At 62.7% G+C, this 20,592-nt stretch carries 22 protein-coding genes; 6 read left to right on the forward strand and 16 right to left on the reverse strand.

The window, feature by feature from the left end:
• Positions 1-151: 151 nt before the first annotated feature.
• The 11 genes from SM763_RS02730 to SM763_RS02780 all read right to left on the reverse strand — a co-directional run bounded on the left by SM763_RS02730 (position 152) and on the right by SM763_RS02780 (position 10,703).
• Entirely contained in the window at positions 152-604 is a 453-nt protein-coding gene (locus SM763_RS02730) for an SRPBCC family protein (RefSeq protein ID WP_368997466.1), read from the reverse strand.
• 104 nt (positions 605-708) lie between these two features.
• Complete coding sequence (locus SM763_RS02735; protein WP_368997467.1) at positions 709-1,563, reverse strand: XdhC family protein; 855 nt, start codon at positions 1,561-1,563, stop codon at positions 709-711.
• Between the two features lie 8 nt (positions 1,564-1,571).
• On the reverse strand, positions 1,572-2,759 hold the full coding sequence (locus tag SM763_RS02740; RefSeq protein WP_368997469.1) for a vWA domain-containing protein: 1,188 nt from the start codon (positions 2,757-2,759) through the stop codon (positions 1,572-1,574).
• The gene (locus tag SM763_RS02745; RefSeq protein WP_368997470.1) at positions 2,756-3,622 is read right to left on the reverse strand and encodes an AAA family ATPase; all 867 of its coding nucleotides are present in this window, start codon (positions 3,620-3,622) and stop codon (positions 2,756-2,758) included. The genes SM763_RS02740 and SM763_RS02745 overlap by 4 nt, the downstream gene beginning before the upstream one ends.
• 42 nt (positions 3,623-3,664) lie before the next feature.
• Entirely contained in the window at positions 3,665-6,079 is a 2,415-nt protein-coding gene (locus SM763_RS02750) for an aerobic carbon-monoxide dehydrogenase large subunit (RefSeq protein ID WP_368997472.1), read from the reverse strand.
• Complete coding sequence (locus SM763_RS02755; RefSeq protein ID WP_368997474.1) at positions 6,076-6,567, reverse strand: (2Fe-2S)-binding protein; 492 nt, start codon at positions 6,565-6,567, stop codon at positions 6,076-6,078. Before SM763_RS02755 ends, SM763_RS02750 begins: the two co-directional genes overlap by 4 nt.
• An 11-nt stretch (positions 6,568-6,578) precedes the next feature.
• Positions 6,579-7,433, reverse strand: a complete 855-nt coding sequence (locus tag SM763_RS02760) for an FAD binding domain-containing protein (RefSeq protein ID WP_368997476.1) — start codon at positions 7,431-7,433, stop codon at positions 6,579-6,581.
• A gap of 393 nt (positions 7,434-7,826) precedes the next feature.
• Complete coding sequence (locus SM763_RS02765; RefSeq protein ID WP_368997478.1) at positions 7,827-8,978, reverse strand: MHYT domain-containing protein; 1,152 nt, start codon at positions 8,976-8,978, stop codon at positions 7,827-7,829.
• Between the two features lie 109 nt (positions 8,979-9,087).
• Positions 9,088-10,011 carry a twin-arginine translocase subunit TatC gene (tatC, locus tag SM763_RS02770; RefSeq protein WP_274839333.1) on the reverse strand — a complete coding sequence of 308 codons (924 nt, stop codon included), beginning with the start codon at positions 10,009-10,011 and terminating at the stop codon, positions 9,088-9,090.
• Positions 10,008-10,481 carry a Sec-independent protein translocase protein TatB gene (gene tatB, locus SM763_RS02775; protein ID WP_065273150.1) on the reverse strand — a complete coding sequence of 158 codons (474 nt, stop codon included), beginning with the start codon at positions 10,479-10,481 and terminating at the stop codon, positions 10,008-10,010. The genes tatC and tatB overlap by 4 nt, the downstream gene beginning before the upstream one ends.
• 6 nt (positions 10,482-10,487) lie before the next feature.
• Positions 10,488-10,703 carry a twin-arginine translocase TatA/TatE family subunit gene (locus SM763_RS02780; protein ID WP_274828764.1) on the reverse strand — a complete coding sequence of 72 codons (216 nt, stop codon included), beginning with the start codon at positions 10,701-10,703 and terminating at the stop codon, positions 10,488-10,490.
• 221 nt (positions 10,704-10,924) lie between these two features.
• On the opposite strand from SM763_RS02780, the gene SM763_RS02785 reads away from it, so the two are divergent.
• A complete protein-coding gene (locus SM763_RS02785) occupies positions 10,925-11,245 on the forward strand; it encodes a hypothetical protein (protein ID WP_368997480.1) in 321 nt (106 codons plus the stop codon).
• A gap of 138 nt (positions 11,246-11,383) precedes the next feature.
• Positions 11,384-12,070 carry a helix-turn-helix transcriptional regulator gene (locus SM763_RS02790; RefSeq protein ID WP_065273147.1) on the forward strand — a complete coding sequence of 229 codons (687 nt, stop codon included), beginning with the start codon at positions 11,384-11,386 and terminating at the stop codon, positions 12,068-12,070.
• Here the strand turns inward: SM763_RS02790 and SM763_RS02795 are convergent, their stop codons facing one another.
• A complete protein-coding gene (locus tag SM763_RS02795; RefSeq protein WP_368997482.1) occupies positions 12,071-12,682 on the reverse strand; it encodes a hypothetical protein in 612 nt (203 codons plus the stop codon). It abuts the gene before it with no gap.
• A 195-nt stretch (positions 12,683-12,877) separates the two neighbouring features.
• Between SM763_RS02795 and SM763_RS02800 the strand changes: the two genes are divergently transcribed.
• Positions 12,878-13,270, forward strand: a complete 393-nt coding sequence (locus SM763_RS02800; RefSeq protein WP_490363257.1) for a GFA family protein — start codon at positions 12,878-12,880, stop codon at positions 13,268-13,270.
• Positions 13,271-13,291: 21 nt separating this feature from the next.
• On the opposite strand, the gene SM763_RS02805 is transcribed toward SM763_RS02800, so the two are convergent.
• The 4 genes from SM763_RS02805 to SM763_RS02820 all read right to left on the reverse strand — a co-directional run bounded on the left by SM763_RS02805 (position 13,292) and on the right by SM763_RS02820 (position 17,921).
• Positions 13,292-14,401, reverse strand: coding sequence for an ABC transporter ATP-binding protein (locus SM763_RS02805; RefSeq protein WP_274828773.1), 1,110 nt, complete (start codon positions 14,399-14,401; stop codon positions 13,292-13,294).
• A 63-nt stretch (positions 14,402-14,464) separates the two neighbouring features.
• Positions 14,465-15,838 (reverse strand): sodium:proline symporter, encoded by a 1,374-nt coding sequence (locus tag SM763_RS02810; RefSeq protein WP_368997486.1) that lies wholly within the window; start codon positions 15,836-15,838, stop codon positions 14,465-14,467.
• 171 nt (positions 15,839-16,009) lie between these two features.
• A complete protein-coding gene (locus tag SM763_RS02815) occupies positions 16,010-17,137 on the reverse strand; it encodes a DNA alkylation repair protein (RefSeq protein ID WP_368997488.1) in 1,128 nt (375 codons plus the stop codon).
• Positions 17,138-17,141: 4 nt separating this feature from the next.
• Positions 17,142-17,921: an SDR family oxidoreductase gene (locus tag SM763_RS02820; protein WP_274868058.1), complete on the reverse strand. Its 780-nt coding sequence runs from the start codon at positions 17,919-17,921 to the stop codon at positions 17,142-17,144.
• 215 nt (positions 17,922-18,136) lie between these two features.
• Between SM763_RS02820 and SM763_RS02825 the strand changes: the two genes are divergently transcribed.
• The 3 genes from SM763_RS02825 to SM763_RS02835 all read left to right on the forward strand — a co-directional run.
• A complete protein-coding gene (locus SM763_RS02825; RefSeq protein WP_368997489.1) occupies positions 18,137-19,150 on the forward strand; it encodes a Hint domain-containing protein in 1,014 nt (337 codons plus the stop codon).
• A gap of 422 nt (positions 19,151-19,572) precedes the next feature.
• On the forward strand, positions 19,573-20,328 hold the full coding sequence (locus tag SM763_RS02830) for a calcium-binding protein (RefSeq protein ID WP_368997491.1): 756 nt from the start codon (positions 19,573-19,575) through the stop codon (positions 20,326-20,328).
• Between the two features lie 120 nt (positions 20,329-20,448).
• The coding region (locus SM763_RS02835) for a transposase (protein ID WP_368997513.1) at positions 20,449-20,592 on the forward strand (144 nt) is incomplete at its 3' end.

The following is a 20,592-nucleotide window of genomic DNA, read 5'->3' on the forward strand; positions in this document are numbered from 1 at the left end:
CAAGATGCTTTGCCGGGTGGCGGCACGGCAAAGGGGGCGACACATGCGCGCCGCCCCCTCTCTTCTCTCGGTTCTGGTGCCCATTTCGGGCTTCTTACCTGCTGCCACGCTGCCTCATGCTCGCCCTGCCTCTTGCGGTGCGGCCGTTGTTTCAGGCCGCCTCGGCTTTTTCCATTTCCTCGGAAAAACTCTTGAAGAACTTGGCAGCCAGCTTCTTGGCCGTGCTCTGGATCAGGCGGCTGCCGAGCTGTGCCAGCTTGCCGCCGATATCGGCCTTGGCGGTATAGGACAGCAGGGTGCCGCCGTCCTGTTCGGTCAGCACCACCTCGGCACCGCCCTTGGCAAAGCCCGCCGCGCCGCCATTGCCCTGACCTGTCAGTGAGAACCGCTCGGGCGGGGCATCGGGAGAGAGGGTCACTTGCCCTGAGAACTTCGCCTTCACCGGGCCGATTTTCAGCACCACCTTGGCTTCCAGCTCGGTGTCGGAATGTTTGATCAGCTCCTCGCAGCCGGGGATCACCTTTTGCAGCACTTCAGGGTCGTTGAGGGCCGCGTAAACCTCGTCTCGGGGGGCGTTGATGAAGATTTCGTCGCTCAGTTCCATGCTCGTTTTCCTTCTAGCAACAGGGGAATTTGACGGAGGCCAGCAGCTTGGCCTGCGCGTCACTCAATTCGGGGAAAAGACGCCGCCACAGGCGCAGAACGAGGTCAGCCATCTGTCCCCTCCCCGCGCTGAAGCGCCCGGCGGCGCTGTACCAGTTCAGCAAGGATCGACAGCGCGATCTCATCCGGGGTGATGGCGTGGATATCGACGCCTGCGGGCGCCTTTACGCTGGCAAGAGCCTCAGGCGACACACCCTTGTCCTGAAGACGATGCGACAGGGTGGCGAACTTGCGGCGGCTACCAACAAAGCCGATATAGCGCGCCTTTTGCATGAGCGCGCGGCGGAGCGCCGCCTCGTCCCCGCGTCCCTGGGTCGCGACCACGACAAAGGGCGCACTGTCCCAGATCGGGTGTTCGCCGAAATGCTCCACCACCCGGTCGGGCATGGGGAGGTCCACATCCTGCGGGCCGGGCAGGCACAGGGTGCGGTCGAACTCAAACCGCGCCGACAGTTCCACCAGCGCCTGCGCCACCGGGCCGGAGCCGCAGACCACCAGCGCCGGAAGCGGCAGCACGGGTTCCACGAAAATGTCCAAGACGCCCTTGCTGGGGCAACCGTTGCGGGCGTATCTGATGCCATCGCGTTCCTCGCCCGCGATGACACCCGCTTCGGCCAAGAGTTCCTCGGGGCCGATCGACAAAAGCTGCGGCGCGCCGCTCTCGATCGCCTCGCGCGCGGCGCGGGCCACGGCACCGCGCACGCAGCCCCCGCCTAAGAAACCGACGACGATCTCACCCTGCGCATCGATCAGCGCCTTTGCGCCCGGCTTGGCCGAGGTCGCCGCCACGGTGCGCACCACGGTCGCCATGGCAAAGGGTTCGCCCGCCGTGCGCCGCGCCTCGGTTTCGCGCGCCAGATCCTGTTCCAGGCGTGGTCCCAGTGATGAATGTCCTGCCATGATGAAACTCATATCGCCCCCAGTTTTTGATCAAGGCTGGCCAGTGCCTCCAGCGTGTTGGCCGCATCGAACAGATCCAAATACGGCAGTGCTGCCGCCATGCCGCGCGCAATCGGCTCGTAGCCCTTCCAGCCCTTCAGCGGGTTGAGCCAGACGATCCGGCAGCCGCGCCGCTTCAGCGCCTCCAGCGCCGATGCCATATGTTCCGGCGGATCGCTGTCGTAGCCATCTGACAGGATGATCACCACTGATCGCCCATCCACGAACCGGCGTGCATAGGTCGCCGCGAAATGCTGGAGCGCGCCGCCGATGCAGCTGCCGCCGCCGATGCCCTCGGCCATCAGCGTCACCCGGTTGAGCGCGCGCATCGGGTCCTCTTCGCGCAAAGCCTCGGCAATGCGCACGAGGCGGGTGTGAAAGAGATAGGCGTCCGAGGCCGCATCGGCCCGCATCAGCCCGGCCAGAAATGCCAGAAAGGGCCGCGCATAGACCAGCATCGATCCCGACACATCACACAGGGCAACGATCTTCACGGGGCGGTCGGGACGGGTGCGCCGGGCCAGCCGCAAGGGCACACCACCGGTGGCCACCGCCTTGCGGATGGTGCGGCGGAAATCCACCGCCCTGCCCCGCCGTGCTGCCTTGCGCCTGCGGGAACGTTTGTCGCGCAGGGCCTGCCCCAGCCGCAGGGCAACCGCTTCGGCCTTGCGGATGTCCTCAGGGTCGACCAGATCGCGCAGATCCTTCTTCATCAGGTTCTTCACATCCGAAGCGACAAGCCGCCCGGTGCCGTCGCTTTCCACCTCGCCGCCGCCACTGCCGCCGGGGGCGTGGATCTTGCCTGCACCCTCCGCCTCCGTCTCGCCTGCGTCCTTGCGGGAGGAGCGCATGTCATCATTCTTGTCCGTTTTGTCGCTGGGCACGGACTTCTGCCGCACGCGGCCCGCATCCATCCAGAAACTGTCAAAGAGCGCATCGAAGCGGTCCACATCCTCGGCGCGGCCTGCACAAACCGCGCGCAGGGCGGCGCGCGCCTCTGACGGATCGCTCGCCTTTACCGCGCCAAGGGCGGCCAGCGCGGTGCCGGTTTCGGCCACGCCCAGCGCAAAGCCATGGGCACGCAGATGCGCCATGAAGCCCGCAACGCGCGCGCCGGGACCGGGATCACGGCCCGCAAATTTGGTCACCCGGCTCATGCGGCGCGCCCCGCCAGCCGCTGGGCGACCTCTGCCGGAACCGCGCCGCGGTCGGCCTCGGTCTTCAGGAGCGTTGCCATGGCCGCCATCAGGGCGGCGGGGTCTTCGGTGAGGTCTGCAACACCAAGGCCAGAGAGCGCAGCGGCAAAATCCAGCATCTCGGCGACGCCGGGTTTCTTCACCAGATCCTCCTTGCGCAGATCCTGCACAAAGCCGACGATCTGCCCTGCAAGGGCCGCGCTCAGCCCCGGACAGCGCGCGTCCAGAATGGCGAGTTCGGTCTTGCGGTCGGGGTAATCCACATGGGCGTAAAGGCAACGCCGGCGCAGCGCGTCCGACAGATCGCGGGTGCCGTTTGCCGTCAGGATCACCAGCGGGCGGCTTTTCGCCGTGAGGGTGCCAAGTTCCGGCACGGTGATCTGGAAATCGGCGAGCACCTCCAGAAGGTAGGCCTCGAATTCCTCATCGGCGCGGTCGATTTCGTCAATCAGCAGCACCGGGGGAATGTCCTGGCGGATCGCCTGCAACAACGGGCGTTCCAAAAGGTAGTCTTCAGAGAAAATCTGCGCCTCGGCCTCTTTTCCTGTCTTGCCGGAGGCCTGGATCGCCAGCAGCTGGCGCTGGTAATTCCACTCATAGATCGCCTGAGCCGCGTCCAGCCCTTCATAGCATTGCAGCCGGATCAGCCGGGTGTCGCGCGCGGCAGCCAGTGCGCGGGCGACCTCGGTCTTGCCAACGCCCGCCGCCCCTTCCAGGAGCAGCGGTCGGCCCAAGTTCACCGCCAGATGCAGCGCCATCGCCAGATCATCGGAGGCGACATAGCCCTGTTCGGCAAGGTCTTTCTGAAGGTCGAGATAGGTCATGATGTGATAGGAGGGCCGCCAGAACGGCCCCCCGTTCTCCCTTTATCCGTGCAGGCCCAGTTCGCTCGCGATCTTCCAGATCCGCCAGTGATCGTGAGGCATGTGGCTTTGGCGCAGACCAAAGGCACGGAAGGCATCATGCACCGCGTTAGAGAAGGCCGGAACACCGCCCACGTTGGGGCTTTCGCCCACCCCCTTGGCGCCGATCGGGTGATGCGGGCTGGGGGTTTCGGTGTGGTCAGTGGTGTAATGCGGCGTCTCAACGGCGGTCGGGATAAAGAAATCCATCAAGGTGCCGGTCTTGCAGTTGCCCATATCGTCATAGGCAATCTCCTGCCCCATGGCGATGGCGAGCGCCTCGGTCAGACCACCATGGACCTGGCCTTCGATGACCATCGGGTTGATCCGGGTGCCGCAATCGTCCAGCGCGTAGAACTGGCGGATTTCATGCTCACCGGTGTCGACGTCCACTTCCATGACGCAGATATAGGCGCCAAAGGGATAGGTCATGTTGGGCGGATCGTAGTAGCTGACCGCCTCCAGACCCGGCTCAACGCCCGGAATGGCCTGGTTGTAGGCCGCATAGGCGATGTCCTTCATGGTCTTGAAGCGCTCGGGCGCGCCCTTGACCACGAACCGGTCCACGTCCCATTCCAGATCGTTGTCATGCACTTCCAAGAGGTAGGCCGCGATTATCTGCGCCTTGGCGCGGATCTTGCGCCCCGCCATGGCCGTAGCCGCCCCTGCAACCGGGGTCGAGCGCGAGCCATAAGTACCCAGACCATAGGGCGCGGTATCGGTGTCGCCTTCCTCGATGGTGATACTATCGGCCGAGAGACCGATTTCCGAGGCAAGGATCTGCGCGAATGTGGTCGCGTGCCCCTGCCCCTGGCTGATGGTGCCAAGGCGCGCGATGGCCGATCCGGTGGGATGGATGCGGATCTCGCAGCTGTCGAACATCCCCATGCCCAGGATATCGCAGTTCTTCACCGGGCCCGCGCCGACGATCTCGGTAAAGTGCGTCAGGCCAATGCCCAGAAGTTTGCGCGTCTTTCCCGCCTTGAAGTCCGCGACCCGCTGCGCCTGCTCGGCGCGCAGATCATCGTATCCGACAGCGGCCAGCGCCTTGTCCCAGGCAGTGTGGTAATCGCCCGAGTCATATTCCCAGCCCAGCGCAGACTGATAGGGGAACTGATCGGCCTTGATGAAATTGATCCGGCGCAGCTCGGCTGCGTCCATGTTCAGCTCCATCGCCAGGACCTCGATCATGCGCTCGATGAAATAGGCGGCCTCCGTCACCCGGAAGGAGCAGCGATAGGCCACGCCCCCCGGCGCCTTGTTGGTATAGACGCCATCGACCCCCACATAGGCGACCGGAATGTCATAGGATCCGGTGCAGATGTGGAAGAAACCAGCCGGGAACTTGGTCGGGTCAGCGCAGGCATCAAATGCGCCGTGGTCTGCGGTTACATGGCATTGCAGCCCGGTGATCTTGCCCTCTTTGGTGGCGCTGATCCTGCCCTTCATCCAGTAATCGCGGGCAAAGGCGGTGGCCATCAGGTTTTCCATCCGGTCCTCGATCCACTTCACCGGCTGGCCGGTGACGATGGAGGCCACGATGGAGCAGACATAGCCGGGATAGACGCCGACCTTGTTGCCAAAGCCGCCACCGATATCGGGCGAGATCACGCGGATGTTGTGTTCCTCGATGCCCGACAGAAGGCTGGCCACGGTGCGCACCACATGCGGCGCCTGAAAGGTGCCCCAAAGCGTCAGCTTGCCGTTGATCTTGTCCATGCTGGCAACAGATCCGCAGGGTTCCAGCGGGCACGGATGGGTGCGGTGGTAATAGACCATCTCTTCGGCCACCACTTCGGCCTCGTCGATGACCTGTTCGGTGGCGTACTTGTCGCCCTCTTCCCACAGGAAAATGTGGTTGTGATGGCGGCGGGGGCCATGGGCGCCCTCTTTTTCGTCCTTGATGTCTTCGCGCAGGACGACATCGGATTGCAGCGCCTCGAAGGGATCCACCAGAACCGGCAGCTCCTCGTAGTCCACCTCGACCAGCTCCACCGCGTCGGCAGCGATATAGCGGTCCTTGGCCACTACAAAAGCGACCTCCTGCCCCTGGAACAGTACCTTGCCATCGGCCAGCACCATCTGCTTGTCCCCCGCAAGGGTCGGCATCCAGTGTAAGGAAAGCGGTTCAAGATCCTTGGCGGTCAGCACCGCGATCACGCCATCCAGCGCCATGGCGGCATCGATATTGATCGATTTCACCCGCGCGTGGGCATAGGGCGAACGCACGAAATCCCCATGCAGCATGCCCGGCAGATTGACGTCATCGACGTAATTGCCCTTGCCCTGGGTGAACCGGGCATCCTCGACCCGCTTGCGCGAGCAGCCCATGCCCTTGAGATTGTCGATCCGTTCCTGACGGTCCTCCAGATCCTTCATTGTGCGGCCTCCTTGGATGCGTTGATCTCGGCCGCGGCGGCGAGGATCGACTTGACGATGTTCTGATAGCCGGTGCAGCGGCAAAGGTTGCCGGCGATGCCGAAACGGACCTCTTCCTCGGTCGGGTTGGGATTTTCCTGCAGCAGACGATAGGCCCGCGTGATCATGCCGGGGGTGCAGAAACCGCACTGAAGCCCGTGATGTTCGCGGAACATTTCCTGCAGGATGTGCATGCCATCGGGGCTTGCGATGCCTTCGATGGTGGTGATCTCGGCGCCATCTGCCTGGGCGGCGAACATGGTGCAGGATTTCACCGACTTGCCGTCGATATCGACGGTGCAGGCGCCGCAATGCGAGGTCTCACACCCCACATGCGGGCCAGTCAGGTTCTGCGTCTCGCGCAGGGTATGCACCAGCAGCTCGCGCGGCTCGGCGGCGACCTCGTGCTTTTCGCCGTTCACCGTCAGGGTGATGATCTGTTTTCCCATGGTATCCTCCCTCAGGCCCGCGACCAGGCGCGTTCGATGGCGCGGCGCAGGATGACGCCAGCCACGTGTTTCTTGAACTCAACCGGTCCGCGGTTGTCCTCGGTCGGGTCGATGTCGCCCAGCATGGCCGTGACTGCATCTGCCATGGCATCGGCGCCGCAATCGGTGCCCACCAGGGCCGCCGCCGCATCCGCCGAAAAAACCGGCGTGTCGCTGAGGTTGGTCATTGCAATCGAAGCGGAGGCGACCTTGCCGTCCGCCTTTTCCAGGATCACGGCCGCAGCGGCCGTCGCGTAATCGCCAATCTTGCGCTTTTGCTTTTCGTAGGCCTGCCCGCCCTTTGGCACGGCAAAGGAAATCTCGGTCAGGATCTCGTCATCCTCGCGGTCGGTCATATAGGCGGCCTCGTAAAAGTCACGCGCCTGTACCTCGCGGGTGCCATCCGGTCCTTGGAGGGTGAATGTGGCATCCAGGCACTGCATCAGCCCCGGCATGTCGTTGCCCGGATCGCCATTGGCCACATTGCCGCCGATGGTACCCACATAGCGCACCTGGGGATCGGCGATCAGCAGGGCCGCCTCCCGCATGATCGGGGCTGCTATAACCAGGTCATCATTGGTGATCAGCTCATGCTGGGTGGTCATCGCGCCAATTGTGACGGTGCCGCCATCCACCGCGATGCCTTTCAGCTCGGCGATGGATTGCAGGTCGATCAGATGCGGTACATCGGCCATGCGCAGTTTCATCATCGGGATCAGGCTGTGCCCGCCCGCCAGGACACGGGCATCGTCGCCGTGTTCCTGCAATACCGCCAGGGCCGCGTCGATACTGCCGGGCCGGTGGTATTCAAACTCTGAGGGTATCATCCGTTTCCTCCCTGAATTCCGGATTGCGGATAGTAAAGGCGCCGCTGCCGCCCTAGGGCGAGGCTGCGGGAACGACCGCCGAGGTTGCGTTCACGAAATGCGAATGGGCTGCACGAGTTGCGAAAGCCCCGTCAGACAGGGAGTTTCGCCGCCAGGCACAACCAGAACATGCAGCACGAGTCGCGGCGGCAAAGCGCAGGTGTCCGGCGCAATGAGCAGAGCCCCATCACGGCCCATTCGGGAGTATCAGATAGGGAGGTGTTGGGCTGCGCTGTGACGCCCAATGGTTCCGGGCCCAAAAGTCGGCCACTGAAAAGCCGTCAGACCCGTCCGAGGGTTGGAAGTGGGTTGGTGGATGCAGGCAGAACCGCAGGCGCCCTGCCCAGCCCCGCGCTACATGCCCAGCCTTGCCCGCACCTCGCTCAGGCGGGAGCGGCTGACAGGCACCTTGGGCAGCGCAGGGGTTTCATCGAAGTAACACACGCCATTGTCCTTCTTGCGCTCGAAACTGGTGACATGCGCCAGATTCACCAGATAGCTGCGGTGGGTGCGGATGAAACTGCCGGTGGCGGTGCGGGTTTCCGCCTCTGAGATTGACCAGGGACAGAATAGCTTCGCCTCGCCGCTGTAGAGCACGGTGTAGTGACCTTCGGCGCGGATGGCCGACACGCTGTCCGGGCTGATGAAATGGGTGCGCGCATCGGATTCGTAAGGGATACGCGCCTCCTGCGGGATCTCGGCGGCCTCCGCTTCTGGCCCGGTCGCCGCCGGATCGATTTCCTCAGCCACAGGCGGCTGCACGTCAGCCTGCCCGGTCTGTGCCGTTCCCTCCCCGCTCAGCCGGGTGGCGAAGGTGGCGCCGCTGAGCAGGAAACTGCCCGACAACACAAAGGCCGACAGGGTGACCCCAAAAGCCAGCACGCCCCGGCTCATCGGCGGTACAAAGGTGGTGTATTCGGCAGATTGGGTGAAACCCGTGCCCGCCATGGCGATGAAATGCACGGCAAAAACGGCGATGCCAAAGCCAAAGGTGCCCAGCACGATATTGCGGGCGCTGCGGTGGCCATAGGAGACCTGAAACGACGCCATGCTGAGCGCGATGGAGGCGGCAAAAGCCATGGCGATCTGTGCCGGAGTATAGCTTGGCACGCACAGCTCCATCCCCGACATTCCGATGTAATGCATCGCCGCAATGCCGCTTCCCATGATGACCCCGGCCAGCATGATCTTGCCTCGTGTCCGGGTGCCGAAATGCACGATCAGCAGCGCCAGCCCCATGAACAGGATGGCCGTCAGGGCCGAAATCAGTGTCACCAGCGGATCAAAGTAATAGGCCACCGGCAACTCCAGCCCTAGCATGGCCACGAAATGCATCGACCAGATGCCGCTGCCCAGGATCACCGACGCCGCCGAGACCACGATTTTGCGCACCGGCGCCGACATCTGCGAGGCGCCCTGCGTCAGCGACAGGCCGGAAAACCCCGCGATCAGGGCAATGGCCAAAGATGCCAGAACAAACAGGCTGTTATGACTGTAGTCGAGCAAAAGGGCCTCCCTTCCCCATGCAGCACTGCGTCAGCATATCCGCAAAATTTCACCCGCGCATAGAAAAAGACGCGCCCCGGAGGGCGCGCCTTGATGTTCTGTCAGTTGATCACTTGTCGTCGTCTTCGTCGAACTCGGCCATCAGAGGATCCTCTTCATCCTCGTCATCGTAATAGCCCTCTTCGCGCAGCTTTTCTTCGCGTTTCTTCTCGACCCGGCTCACCAGGAAGATCGAAATCTCGTAAAGCCCGTAGACAACCGTGAACAGGATCAGCTGGGTGATCACATCCGGCGGCGTCACCAGCGCAGCCAGCACCAGAATGGCCACAACCGCGTATTTGCGCACCGATCCCAGACCTTCGGCGCTGACCAGTCCGGCCTTGCCCATCAGCGTCAGCAGCACCGGCAGCTGGAAACACAGGCCAAAGGCCATGATGAACTTCAGCGTGATGTCCAGCGACTCGTTCACCTTACCAAAGAAGGTGATGCGCACGCCATCAGCCGTTTCCGGCACCACCGCCGCATCCGTCGGCAGGTCATTGACCGTTCCGGACAAAAGGTTGGCAAAGATCGACGACACATCCGCAAAGCCAAGGAAAAAGGCCATCGCCAGAGGGGTGACGACGAAATGCGCAAAAGATGCGCCCAGAAGGAACATCACCGGCGCCGCGATCAGGAACGGCAAGAAGGCGTTCTTCTCGGTCTTGTAAAGGCCGGGTGCCACGAACCGCCACAATTGGAAGCCGATCACCGGAAAGGACAAGGCAAAGCCGAAGACCATCGAGATCCGGAACAGCGTGAACAGGTATTCCTGCGGGCTGGTATATTGCAGCGTCGGCGACGGGTCGCCCAGTTCGCGCAGGGTGGCCTCGATCGGCCCCAGCAGGAACTGCAGGATCGGCTCTGCCACGGTAAAGGCCAGCACGATCCCGACGATAAAGGCCCCCACCGCCCGGATCAGGCGGGTGCGCAGCTCTGCCAGATGCTCGATCAGCGGCGCCGTGGAGTCCTCGATATCATCCGTTTGACTCATGATTTGGTCTCTTTGTCTTGATCCGGCTCCCCGGCACCTGCCTTGGCCGCCTCCGCTGCCGCCGCGGCCTCTTCGGCCTCACGAGCCTGGCGGTCAGATGCGGCGCGGGCGGTGGCCTCCTGGATCTTCTTGGCATCAGCGGCGCGTTCGGCGGCCAGCTTTCCGGTTTCGCTGTCCGGATCGAATTTGGTCGGGTCAATCGATTTGGCCATATCCTGCGCCGCCTCTTTGACACCGTCCATGGCCGAGCCGACCGGGTTGGTCGCTGCCTTCAGCCCCTGCGCCATATCCTTGACGCCCGCCTCATCGGCGGCGTCATTCATCGCGCGGCTGAATTCACGGGCCATACCCTTGGCCTTGCCCACGAAACGGCCGACGTTGCGGAACAGCACGGGCAGGTCCTTGGGACCGACCACGATCAGCGCAACGATCCCGACCACCATGAGTTCGGTCCACCCAAGATCGAACATGGCGGATTACGCCTTGTCTTTTTCGGTCTCGGGGGTGATGTCCTTGGCGTCGGCAGCGGCGTCCTGCTCCAGTTCCTCGGTGCTGTCTTTCACGCCTTTCTTGAAGGCGGTGATGCCTTTACCCACTTCGCCCATCAGCGAGGAAATCTTGCCGCGGCCAAACAGGACCAGAACCACGACGGCGATCAGCAGAATGCCCGGAAGGCCGATATTGTTAAGCATGTGAGTGTCTCCTTCTTGTCCGGTGCCCATCCGCACCGGTTTTGTCTGTCATCCCCATTTTTACGGACGCGCCGCGCTGCCGGATAGATCTGGCAGGCTGTCGGGGGGCTCAGGCAGGGCAAAAATCACTGAAATCCGCATCCGCTCAAACACAACTGACAGGTTTATGTCAGTTGCCCCCTGCTAGGTCCAGCCTGTCACATCAATAAGGAGACACCGATATGACAGACACCCAGACCACTCCGGTTGCCGAAATCGTTACCTTCACCCTGGCGAACGGAATCACCCCTGCGGCCTTTGTCGAGATCAGCCGGCAAAGCGAAGCCTTCGTGCGGGCGCAGCCAGGGTTCATGTTCCGCCGCCTCAGCTGCGGCGCCGATGGCCGCTGGAGCGATCACGTGGTCTGGCGCGATCACGCGGCGGCCATGGCGGCGGCAGAGGCCTTTCCCAAGCAGCCCTTTGCCGCGGCGCTGATGCAGGCGATTGAGCCCGGCAGCATCGACATGCGCCACGAAGACATCCTGTGGCAGATGGCGGCCTAGCGAAAAGGGCAAAGCCCGTCCGAGGGTGGGTGCAAAGCGCCCGCCCATATGGGGCGGACGGGCGCTGCCCGGCCTTCGGCCCGGCGATGGGGCCTAATTCTCTTGACCTTGTCGCGAGGGCCATCCAAGCCTGACCACATGCGCCGCACCGACCGCCTTTTTGAAATCATCCAGATCCTGCGCGACGGGAAGTTGCACCGCGCGCAGGACATCGCCGCACGGCTGGAGGTTTCCACCCGCACCATATACCGCGACATGGACACGCTAGTCGCCTCAGGCGTGCCGGTCGAAGGGGAGCGCGGCGTCGGCTATATGGTGCGCGAAGCGATCACCCTGCCGCCCCTCACACTAACCCCGGAAGAGCTGGAGGCGCTGAACCTCGGCATGGCCATCGTCGCCGAGGCCGCCGATCCGGACCTCAAATCCGCCGCGCAGTCCTTGGCGGCCAAGGTGGACGCGGTGCTGCCTGCCGAGACCATCGCCGAGGCGGATGCCTGGAAATTCGCCGTCTACCCCTTTGCCGATGCGGCGCGGGGCTTTGCCCAGATGCCCACCCTGCGGGCAGCGATCAAGGCGCGCCAGAAGCTGCAGATTACCTATCGCCGCATCGATGGCGAAATGACCCGGCGCAAAATCCGCCCGCTGCACATGGAATACTGGGGCCGTGTCTGGACCCTCACCGCCTGGTGCGAAGCGCGCGAGGATTTCCGTGTCTTCCGCGTCGATCTGATCGAAGAGGCCACCGCCCTGCCCGAGCTGTTCGTGGACGAGCCCGGCAAGCGGCTGTCGGATTACGATCCCTACCGCGACAAGGAGGAGAGCTGATTACTCACCTTTGTCCTGCTTTCTGCCGCGGCGGCGGACAAGCACATAGATGCCGCTGCCCAGCGCCCCGCCGATGGCCGCAGCCAGCGCAACATGCAACATCAGCGCGCCAAGGGTCAGCGGAAACAGGGCGAGCGTCATGATCACCGCCTCAGCAAAGCCGCCGGGTCCCTGATAGGAGGCAAGGGTGAACGGCGAATAGCAGACCCAGACCACCGACAGCAGACCGGCGCCCGACAGCGCAGCCCATAACCTGCCCGCATCTTTTGGCTCGGCAACCGAAACAGCGGGCACCAGCACCGCGAGGACATACTCTCGCCACTTGCTTTTACGCCCGCGGATTGCCGCCTTGCAGGCCGAAATCTCCACAACGGCCAGCACGATCAGCGGCACGGCGTGAAACAACGCGACGGGTATGAACAGGGACACGCCCCGCGACCAGGACACCATGGACACCCCGGCGTTCTGCAGCGTGATCCAGACCAGCCCCCCTGTTGCATAGATCGCCCCAAGGCCTCCCAGCCAAGTGAGATGGGCAATCAGGCGCACCCCACGCAAATTTCTGGCAGCCCCTGGCGGGATCTCTGGTTCGGTCTCTGGCTCTTCCGGCATGTTCTGTGCCTCCCGTGCCCGAGTATAAGACAACGGCAGAAACATCGGTTCAAGACGTCACCCCGTGGGGCGGCTCGGCCCGCCGGTGCGCGCGCTTCACGGGAAAGTCACCTCTGCCCCGCCCGCCCATATATTGCAGCCTTGCAGCTGTTCCCCTAGCGTTTGCCCAGTTCATCACGCGGGAAGGCACACCACATGGTCCAGGGAAGCTGCTGTTGCGGCGCGGTACAATTTCAACTGACCGTGCAGCCGCCGATTATGGGTACCTGCCATTGCTCCCGCTGCTGCAAGGTCGGCACCAGCGCCATCGTGCTTGTGCGGCCCGGAGACGTGCAATGGATCAAGGGCAAGGATCAGGTCACCACCTACACGCCTGAGCCGCCCTTCAAATTCATCCGCTGTTTCTGCAAGATCTGCGGCACCTCGCTGGGGGAAATCCTGGCCGAGGACGAGCGTATCGCAATCGCGGCAAGCGCGCTGAATGGCGATATCGGCGTCAGCAACCAGTTTCACGAGTTCGTCGCTGACAAGGCCGATTGGTACGAGATTTGCGACGATGCCCCGCAATACGACGGTGCACCGACATAACGCCAAGGACGGAGTGGTTCCCTACCCCTTTGGGAAGACGAAACACCGGTTGCGCGGCACGGTGAGCCAGAGGACGCGGCCCACTTCGGGCAGGAACACGTTAGGTACCGTCACCTTCAGGAGCGATCCGTCAAAATCCATGCGGAACTCGACCAGGCTTTCATGGCCAAGAAAGCGCGCCCGTTCGACCACGCCGCGCGCCGGGACGCCGTCGCTGGGGGTCGGCAAGGGACCTTTGCCCGCGCGGTCGAAATCAATGCGCACGTGCTGCGGGCGAAAGACGATCTCCACATCCGTGCCATCGGGCACACCAGGTGCCAGGAACTGGCCGAATGGCGTCTGCGCCAGCGCGCCGTTCACCTGTGCATCCAGAACGTTGACGTCGCTGAAAAAAGCCACCGCCGCCTTATCGACCGGGCGGGTATAGACGTTATAGGGCGCGCCCTGCTGAACGATCCGCCCGCCCCGCATCAGGGCGATCTCATCGGCCATGCGCATGGCTTCTTCCGGCTCGTGCGTCACCAGAAGGACTGCCGTGTCCTCTTCGCGCAAGAGCGTCAGCGTCTCGTCGCGGATGCCATCGCGCAGACGGTTATCAAGGCCCGAAAACGGCTCATCCATCAGCATGATACGCGGACGCGGCGCCAGGGCGCGGGCCAGCGCCACGCGCTGTTGTTCGCCGCCCGACAGCTGGTGCGGGTAATCGTCGATGTATTTCGACAGCGACACCTTGGCGAGCAGCTCCTCGACCCGGGCGCGTTTCTGATCTTTCGGCCCTTTCAGACCAAAGGCGACGTTATCCGCGACGCTCAGGTGCGGGAACAGGGCAAAGTCCTGAAACATCAGGCCGATCTCGCGCCGCTCGGGCGGCACACGGAACACCGTGTCGCAGATCAGCTTGCCATCGACATAGATTTCACCCTCGTCCTGCATCTCCACCCCGGCGATCATGCGCAGAGTGGTGGATTTACCGCAGCCTGACGGGCCCAGCAGGCAGGTCACCTGTCCCGCCTGAATTTGCAGGGACACATCGTCGACCACCGGGCGCCCGTCGAAGAACCGCTTGATATTGCGGATTTCCAGCCGTGGCGGGGCCATGGTGCTGAGCATTTCGGCAGGGGCAGTGTTCATGCGGCCTCGGGGCTGTTTCCGACGCTTTCCATCGGGTTTGGCGCAGATGTAGCAGCCCCCCTGTCAGGCTTCAACCCTGCGGCTGCCGCGTGCCACTGCGGCAAAGCCGACCACCAGCACGATCACGCAGATCTGCAAAAGCTGCTCGTATTTGTGCCCATCATAAAGCAGCGCCGAGATGCCCGGTGCATCGCGGAACATATAGGCCGCCGCGCCAAGGATGGCAGAGCCAAAGCTGACCAGATAGGCCCAGATTGCCACCTGACGTTTACCGAGAAGTCCCGCCACCAGCACCGGAGTCAGGAACATCGAGGCGGTACCGGATACAGCCACGGCATCAAACAGCGTCTTGTTGCCCCAAAGCGTCAGCGCGCCACCAGCAGCGGCAAAGACCACCATGGCGATGCGGCCGCCCATCAGGCTGCGCGGCGCAAGGCGGAGTTCTTCGACCACCAGCCGCGCGGCCGAGCTGAGCGCGGAATCCAGCGTCGAGAGCGCCGAAACCAGCAGCGACACGATCAGCATGACGAAAACCCAGCCCGGCAGCATAGTCGCCCATGTCCCCAACAGCTGGCCTTCGTATTCCGCGCCCTCAAGGGAAGCCTGAATGCCGAAAAAGCCAAAGGCGATAATGCAAAGCGCCGAAATCCAGAAGGCATGCAAAAAGCTTTTGCGGGTGGTGGCGGGATCGGCAAGAAAGCCGCGGTCCATCATCACCGGATCATGCACCGGGTAAGAGAAAACCTGCAGCGCGGCCACCACCAGCAGCACCCAGCCGTTGTGGGCGCCCGCCGCCCCCGGCGCGGTCATCACCGCAGAAATCTCAAAGCCCGGGCGCAGGATCAGCGCCACAAAGGCGGCGCCAAAGACCACGAGGAAGAGCGACATCTGGATCACATCGGTGCGCAGCGCCGCCGACAGCCCGCCCCATGCGGAATAGGCCAGCGCCAGCACACCAACCACCAGGATGGCGGTTGTCTCGGCCCCTGCCACATCCGGCAGGGCGGCGGCAAAGATCAGCCCGACCACCAGCAGGTTGGCAAAGACTTCGGACAACAGGCGCAGTGCGATCACCAGATTATAGGCGGTGGTGCCCGTGGCGCCGAAACGCTCCGCCAGCCAGGATTGCACCGATGTCGCACCCTGTGCGCGCATCCGGCCAACGATATAGCCGCCGGTCAGAAAGGATCCGTAGTAGGCCGCATAGGCCAGAGTTCCCGCGATGCCGTAGTAAAAGCCCAGGATCGCGGCGTTCATCAACGAGCGCGCGAAGATCCATGTGGTCACCTGTGACAGCACCAGCGTCCACAGGGTCGGCGCCTCTCCCCGGTCAGACTGACCGCCGAAGAACCCGCCCACGGTGGCCTTGCGCGGCGCATAGTAGAGGCTGAGCAATATGATAACGGCAAAGATGGTGGTTATGGCGATGGCCTGCATGATCGTTATCCCCGTTTTGATGGGCTCGGCGTAGCAGGCAGGCCCTTACCGCACCATATTGCCCACAGGAATGTGAAGCGGTGTCAGGGACAAACTGGGTGACCTGCGCGCAAAACAGGCACCCTCGGCGGCCGTTGCGCCGGATATTCAATCATCCCGGGTTGTTGCCGATTACTCCCCCGGTGGCAGCAGGTCGAACGCAGCCTCCGCCCGCACATTGCCATTGACCAGCAGCTCCAGCCGATGCGGCCCGGGCACCAGTTTGAACGTGGTGGCATCCCCTTTCAGTTTATGTGCCTTGCTCAGCTTCAGAGCACCACGCACGAGCTTTGCCTGTTTCAGCTTGAACACCTTGGCCGAAGCTTTGCCGCCGGGGCGCTGAAAATGCAGCCGGTAATCGACCAGCACCGGCTGCTCCGCTGGCCCCGTCAGATCGACAGAGAAGGACAGCGCATCGCCGATGGGCACCGTTGCGCTTTGCAGCGTGATCCTGGCCTCCACCGGCGCCTCCGGATCATATCCCAGAAGGCCCAGTGCGCCCGGGTGCCCCGCCTTCACCAGTCCACGGCAGGCATGGCGGGTGATCCAGTCCATTTCCTTGCCCGTCTGTTGTCCGGCCTCGCCCCAGCGGCGCAGGGTCTCGACCACCAGACCCGGCTCTTTCTTGGCGATGTCGTTCAGGTGGTTGGCGACCGAGCGGGTGACAAAGCGCGTGCCATCCCGGTGCAGCTGGTCCAGCAGCGGCAGCGGCGCCCGCAGATCAAGCCCGATCCCAAGACCCCAGGGCAGACGCGGGCGCGTGCCCTCGCTGACCAGCCGCCGCACGTGGTAATGGTCATGCCCGGCCCACTCCTGCATCCGCTCCAGCGTAAGATCGGGCCAGCGGTTCAGGAAGGGTCGAATGGCGAATTCCATGGAAAACCGCTGCGTCAGCGCCTCCAGCAGATCCAGTGATAGATCCGGGTGCGCTTCCAGACCCTTGGACACGACGAATTCGCCCAAGGGGGCAAAGATGAAATCGCCGAAATCATCGTCGCTTTTGCCCGGGTCCAGCGGCGGCGGCAGGGCCGCGCGCAGCAGTGGCGCGACCTCGGGCAAGGGCGCAGCGTAATGCTGCCCCAGAACCTCGGCGATCCAGTCGATCCTCTGTTTCAACTCCAGCTCCGGCAGGCGGGCGTTCACCTGCGCCTCGAACCCCGGCGCGTCGAAACCCGGGTCACAGGCCGCAAAAAGACCCGCCAGATAGCGGGTCTTTTCCGGATTAAACAACTGGTCCTTCAAGGAAAAACCACTGGCCATCGCGTTACAGCGTCATATTGGTGGCGCCGCCATCCAGAAGGATGTTCTGCCCCACGATAAAGCCCGCATGCTGCGAGCAGAGGAAGGCACAGGCCGCGCCGAACTCCTGCCGGGTGCCATAGCGGCCCGCCGGAATGGTCGCCTCCCGCTGGGACTTGGCCTCTTCGATGGAAATGCCCTTTTGCCCGGCCACGCCGGTGTCCAGCGACACGGCACGGTCGGTTGCGTGAATGCCCGGCAGCAGATTGTTGATGGTGACACCGCTGCCTGCGACCTGCCGCGAAGTGCCCGCAACATAGCCGGTGAGACCAGCGCGCGCCGAATTCGACAGGCCCAGCACCGCAATCGGCGCCTTCACCGATTGCGAGGTGATATTGACCACCCGGCCCCAGCCGCGCTCCATCATGCCGGGCAGCAGCGCCTTCATCAGCGCGATCGGCGCCAGCATATTGGCATCCAGCGCCTTGATGAAATCGTCACGCTCCCAGTCCGACCACATGCCGGGGGGCGGGCCGCCTGCGTTGGTCACCAGAATGTCGGCCGCGCCTGCGGCCTCCAGCACCTTTTGCTGGCCTTCGGCGGTGGTCACGTCTGCCACCACGGTTTCGACCTCGACGCCATAGGTATCGCGGATGGTCTGCGCCGCCGCCAGCAGCGCCTCTTCTCCGCGTGCGTTCATCACCAGATTGACCCCGGCTTCGGCCAGCGCCTCGGCACAGCCAAGCCCCAGACCCTTGCTGCTGGCACAGACCAATGCGCGCTTGCCTGCAATTCCCAGTTCCATGTTCGTCCTCCATCTGGATTCTTCGTTTCCGGCGCAGACTGTGCACTCTGCGCCCGCCGTTGACCAGCCTTCCCGCCCCCGCCATGATCACCTATGTCGTGATCACGGGTCAGAAATTCTGTCCGTTGTCGTCTGTTTCGTGCCATATTTCCCGGATAGGTTAAACCAACCGCTGGCGCCCGCGCCGCCCCTTCTTTGCACAGACGAGCCATACCGTGACAGCCGACCGCACCGCGATCCGATCCATCCCGGCCCATGCCGCCGCCGCCTTTTTGGTGGAGACCGGCGCCAATATGGGCGATCCGCTGGGGGTGCTGGAGGATCTGGTGCTGGACGATGTCTATATGCTCGCCCCCGGCGCCACAGCCCCGCGACGCCTGTCAGTGGCCAGCGCCAGTGATGGCAGTTTCACCCTCGCCGAAGACAGCGAGCTGGGCCAGCCCGGCGCCGCGCTGCATCTTGACTGCGCGCTCACCCTGATGGCCGAGGCCGGTCCCAATGTGGATGCGCTGGTGATGGTGGAGGTCGATGCCGAAGGGCTGATCGCCGCGGTCTACCTGGTGCCGATGGCGCCGCTGATGCCGCAGACCGGATATACGCTTCTGAAGGCCGAGCGCGCGCCGGCCCGGGCGCGACTGGCGCAGATGGCCTCGATCGCCTTTACACGGGGCACCCGTATTACCCTCGCCACCGGCGCCCAGAAACCGATCGAGGATCTGCGCCCCGGTGACCGCATCCTGACCCGCGATGATGGTGTGCAGGAATTGCGCTGGATCGGTCAGACAACCAGCCGCGCCACCGGCGCCATGGCCCCGATCCTGATCCGCAAGGGCACGCTCAACAATGCCCGCGACCTGCTGGTCAGCCCCGATCACCGGCTGATGGTCTACCAACGCCACGATGCGCTGGGGGCGGGAACGCCGGAACTACTGGTAGCCGCCCGCCATCTGGTGAACGGAGACAGCGTAGTGGTGCAGGACGGCGGGTTCGTGGATTATTTCCAGCTGCTGTTTGACCGCCATCACATCGTCTATGCCGAGGGCATCGCCGCCGAAAGCCTGTTCCTGGACCCGGTGACCAAACCCGCCCTGCCCCCAGGCCTACTGCAGCGGATCGCAGACGGGTCCATCCCCCCCCAGCGCCGCGACAGCCACGGGCTGGACGTGCCAAGCCCGCTCTTGGCCCGCCCGGATCTGGTGGAGCTGTTGAAGAGGGCGTCGCTGCGGTAGCCGTCCGGCATGGTCAGCCATACTCAAGTAGCGACAGTTGCAAACTTCGACGACCCGGCCCAAACCTGTCATTGATCGCCCCCCTCTGGTGCTGCACCGCGGTCCGTCGCAGAAGACATCTGTTGAAACTGCTGTATAGGCGGTGCTCAGATGGCGGGTGCTGACGTTACACATAGGTGTATCCCCTCGAAACGATGTGTCCGAAGCCCACACACCGGAACGATCAAAGTTCGGTGACATATTCTCAGCAGGGGACGCTTATACTTTACAATCCATGATTGCAAATTTTTTTCCCAAAAAGTCACCAGACAGCAGAGATAAGCAATAACGATTTGTTTAAGTCACCTCCTCGCAAAAGTTAACCATCTATTAACAATTGGCGCCCAGACACACCTTACCATAAATTAATATTGAGGAAAATCATGGCAAATTACCCAACAACCGGAGATGACTTTATTGAAGGCGATAATACAGACGAGTATCTGCACGGCGGCCCGAATAGCGGGCTGGGCAACGACTTGATCATTGGGAACGGCGGCAACGACACAATTTATGGCGGTCTACAGAACGATACGATGTTCGGTGGAGCTGGCAACGACGAGTTCATCATCAACGGAGTCGACGGCTGGGACACCTTCAATGGCGGCGGTGATTACGATAAGATTATTATCGAAGACGTCAGTGAATATGCCAACTACTCCCTGCTGAATATCGACGGCATCGCGGGTGTCGAAGAAATCGTCAACACCCACTACAAAGATGCCGTCATCGGTGTGCGTAGTGATCAGGACTTCCGGGGCATCACCCTTACGAACATTGATAAAATTCAGGGGAGCAAAACTGGCGGAGAAACGATCCGGGGAAGCTACGGCAACGACAATATCGATGGCAGGGGTGGAAACGACGTTCTGCAAGGGGACCTTGGGGATGACACCCTGACCGGCGGAGATGGTAACGACTTCTTCGTGTTCGCGGAGGGTCATGGAACCAACGTCGTGACGGACTTCACGGATGGAGAAGACTTCATTCGGCTGTTTGGAACTACCGCAACCGACATAAACGATCTTTCGATCACGCAAACTATGGAGGGTGTTGAGTTCACGGTAGATGGCACCAACATCCTGCTTGCGGGCGCTGATCTAGCCACTCTGTCCAACGCAGATTTTGAGTTTGTGTAGAACCATTGCACCGCCGTTCCAAACGGCGGTGCACTCTTTAAAATTGCAAAAAAATCCACCTATGCGCGCTTAAATCTGGATGATTTTTTAAACCTCCCGATGCCAGAATGATTCAATGCTTTGAGACATTTAGAGGTCACTATAGCACTGTGTCAGCGCGGATCGCTGACGATCTGGTTCAATCCCGACATGATGTGGAAGCCGCCGCCGAGCGGGAAGCGTGGGCGGCAGCCGAGCTTCAGCGATGAAGCGATCCAAACGTGC

Origin of the sequence: Pseudophaeobacter sp. C1-32P7 (assembly GCF_041008775.1) — a bacterium.
Lineage (GTDB): Bacteria > Pseudomonadota > Alphaproteobacteria > Rhodobacterales > Rhodobacteraceae > Phycobacter > Phycobacter gallaeciensis_A.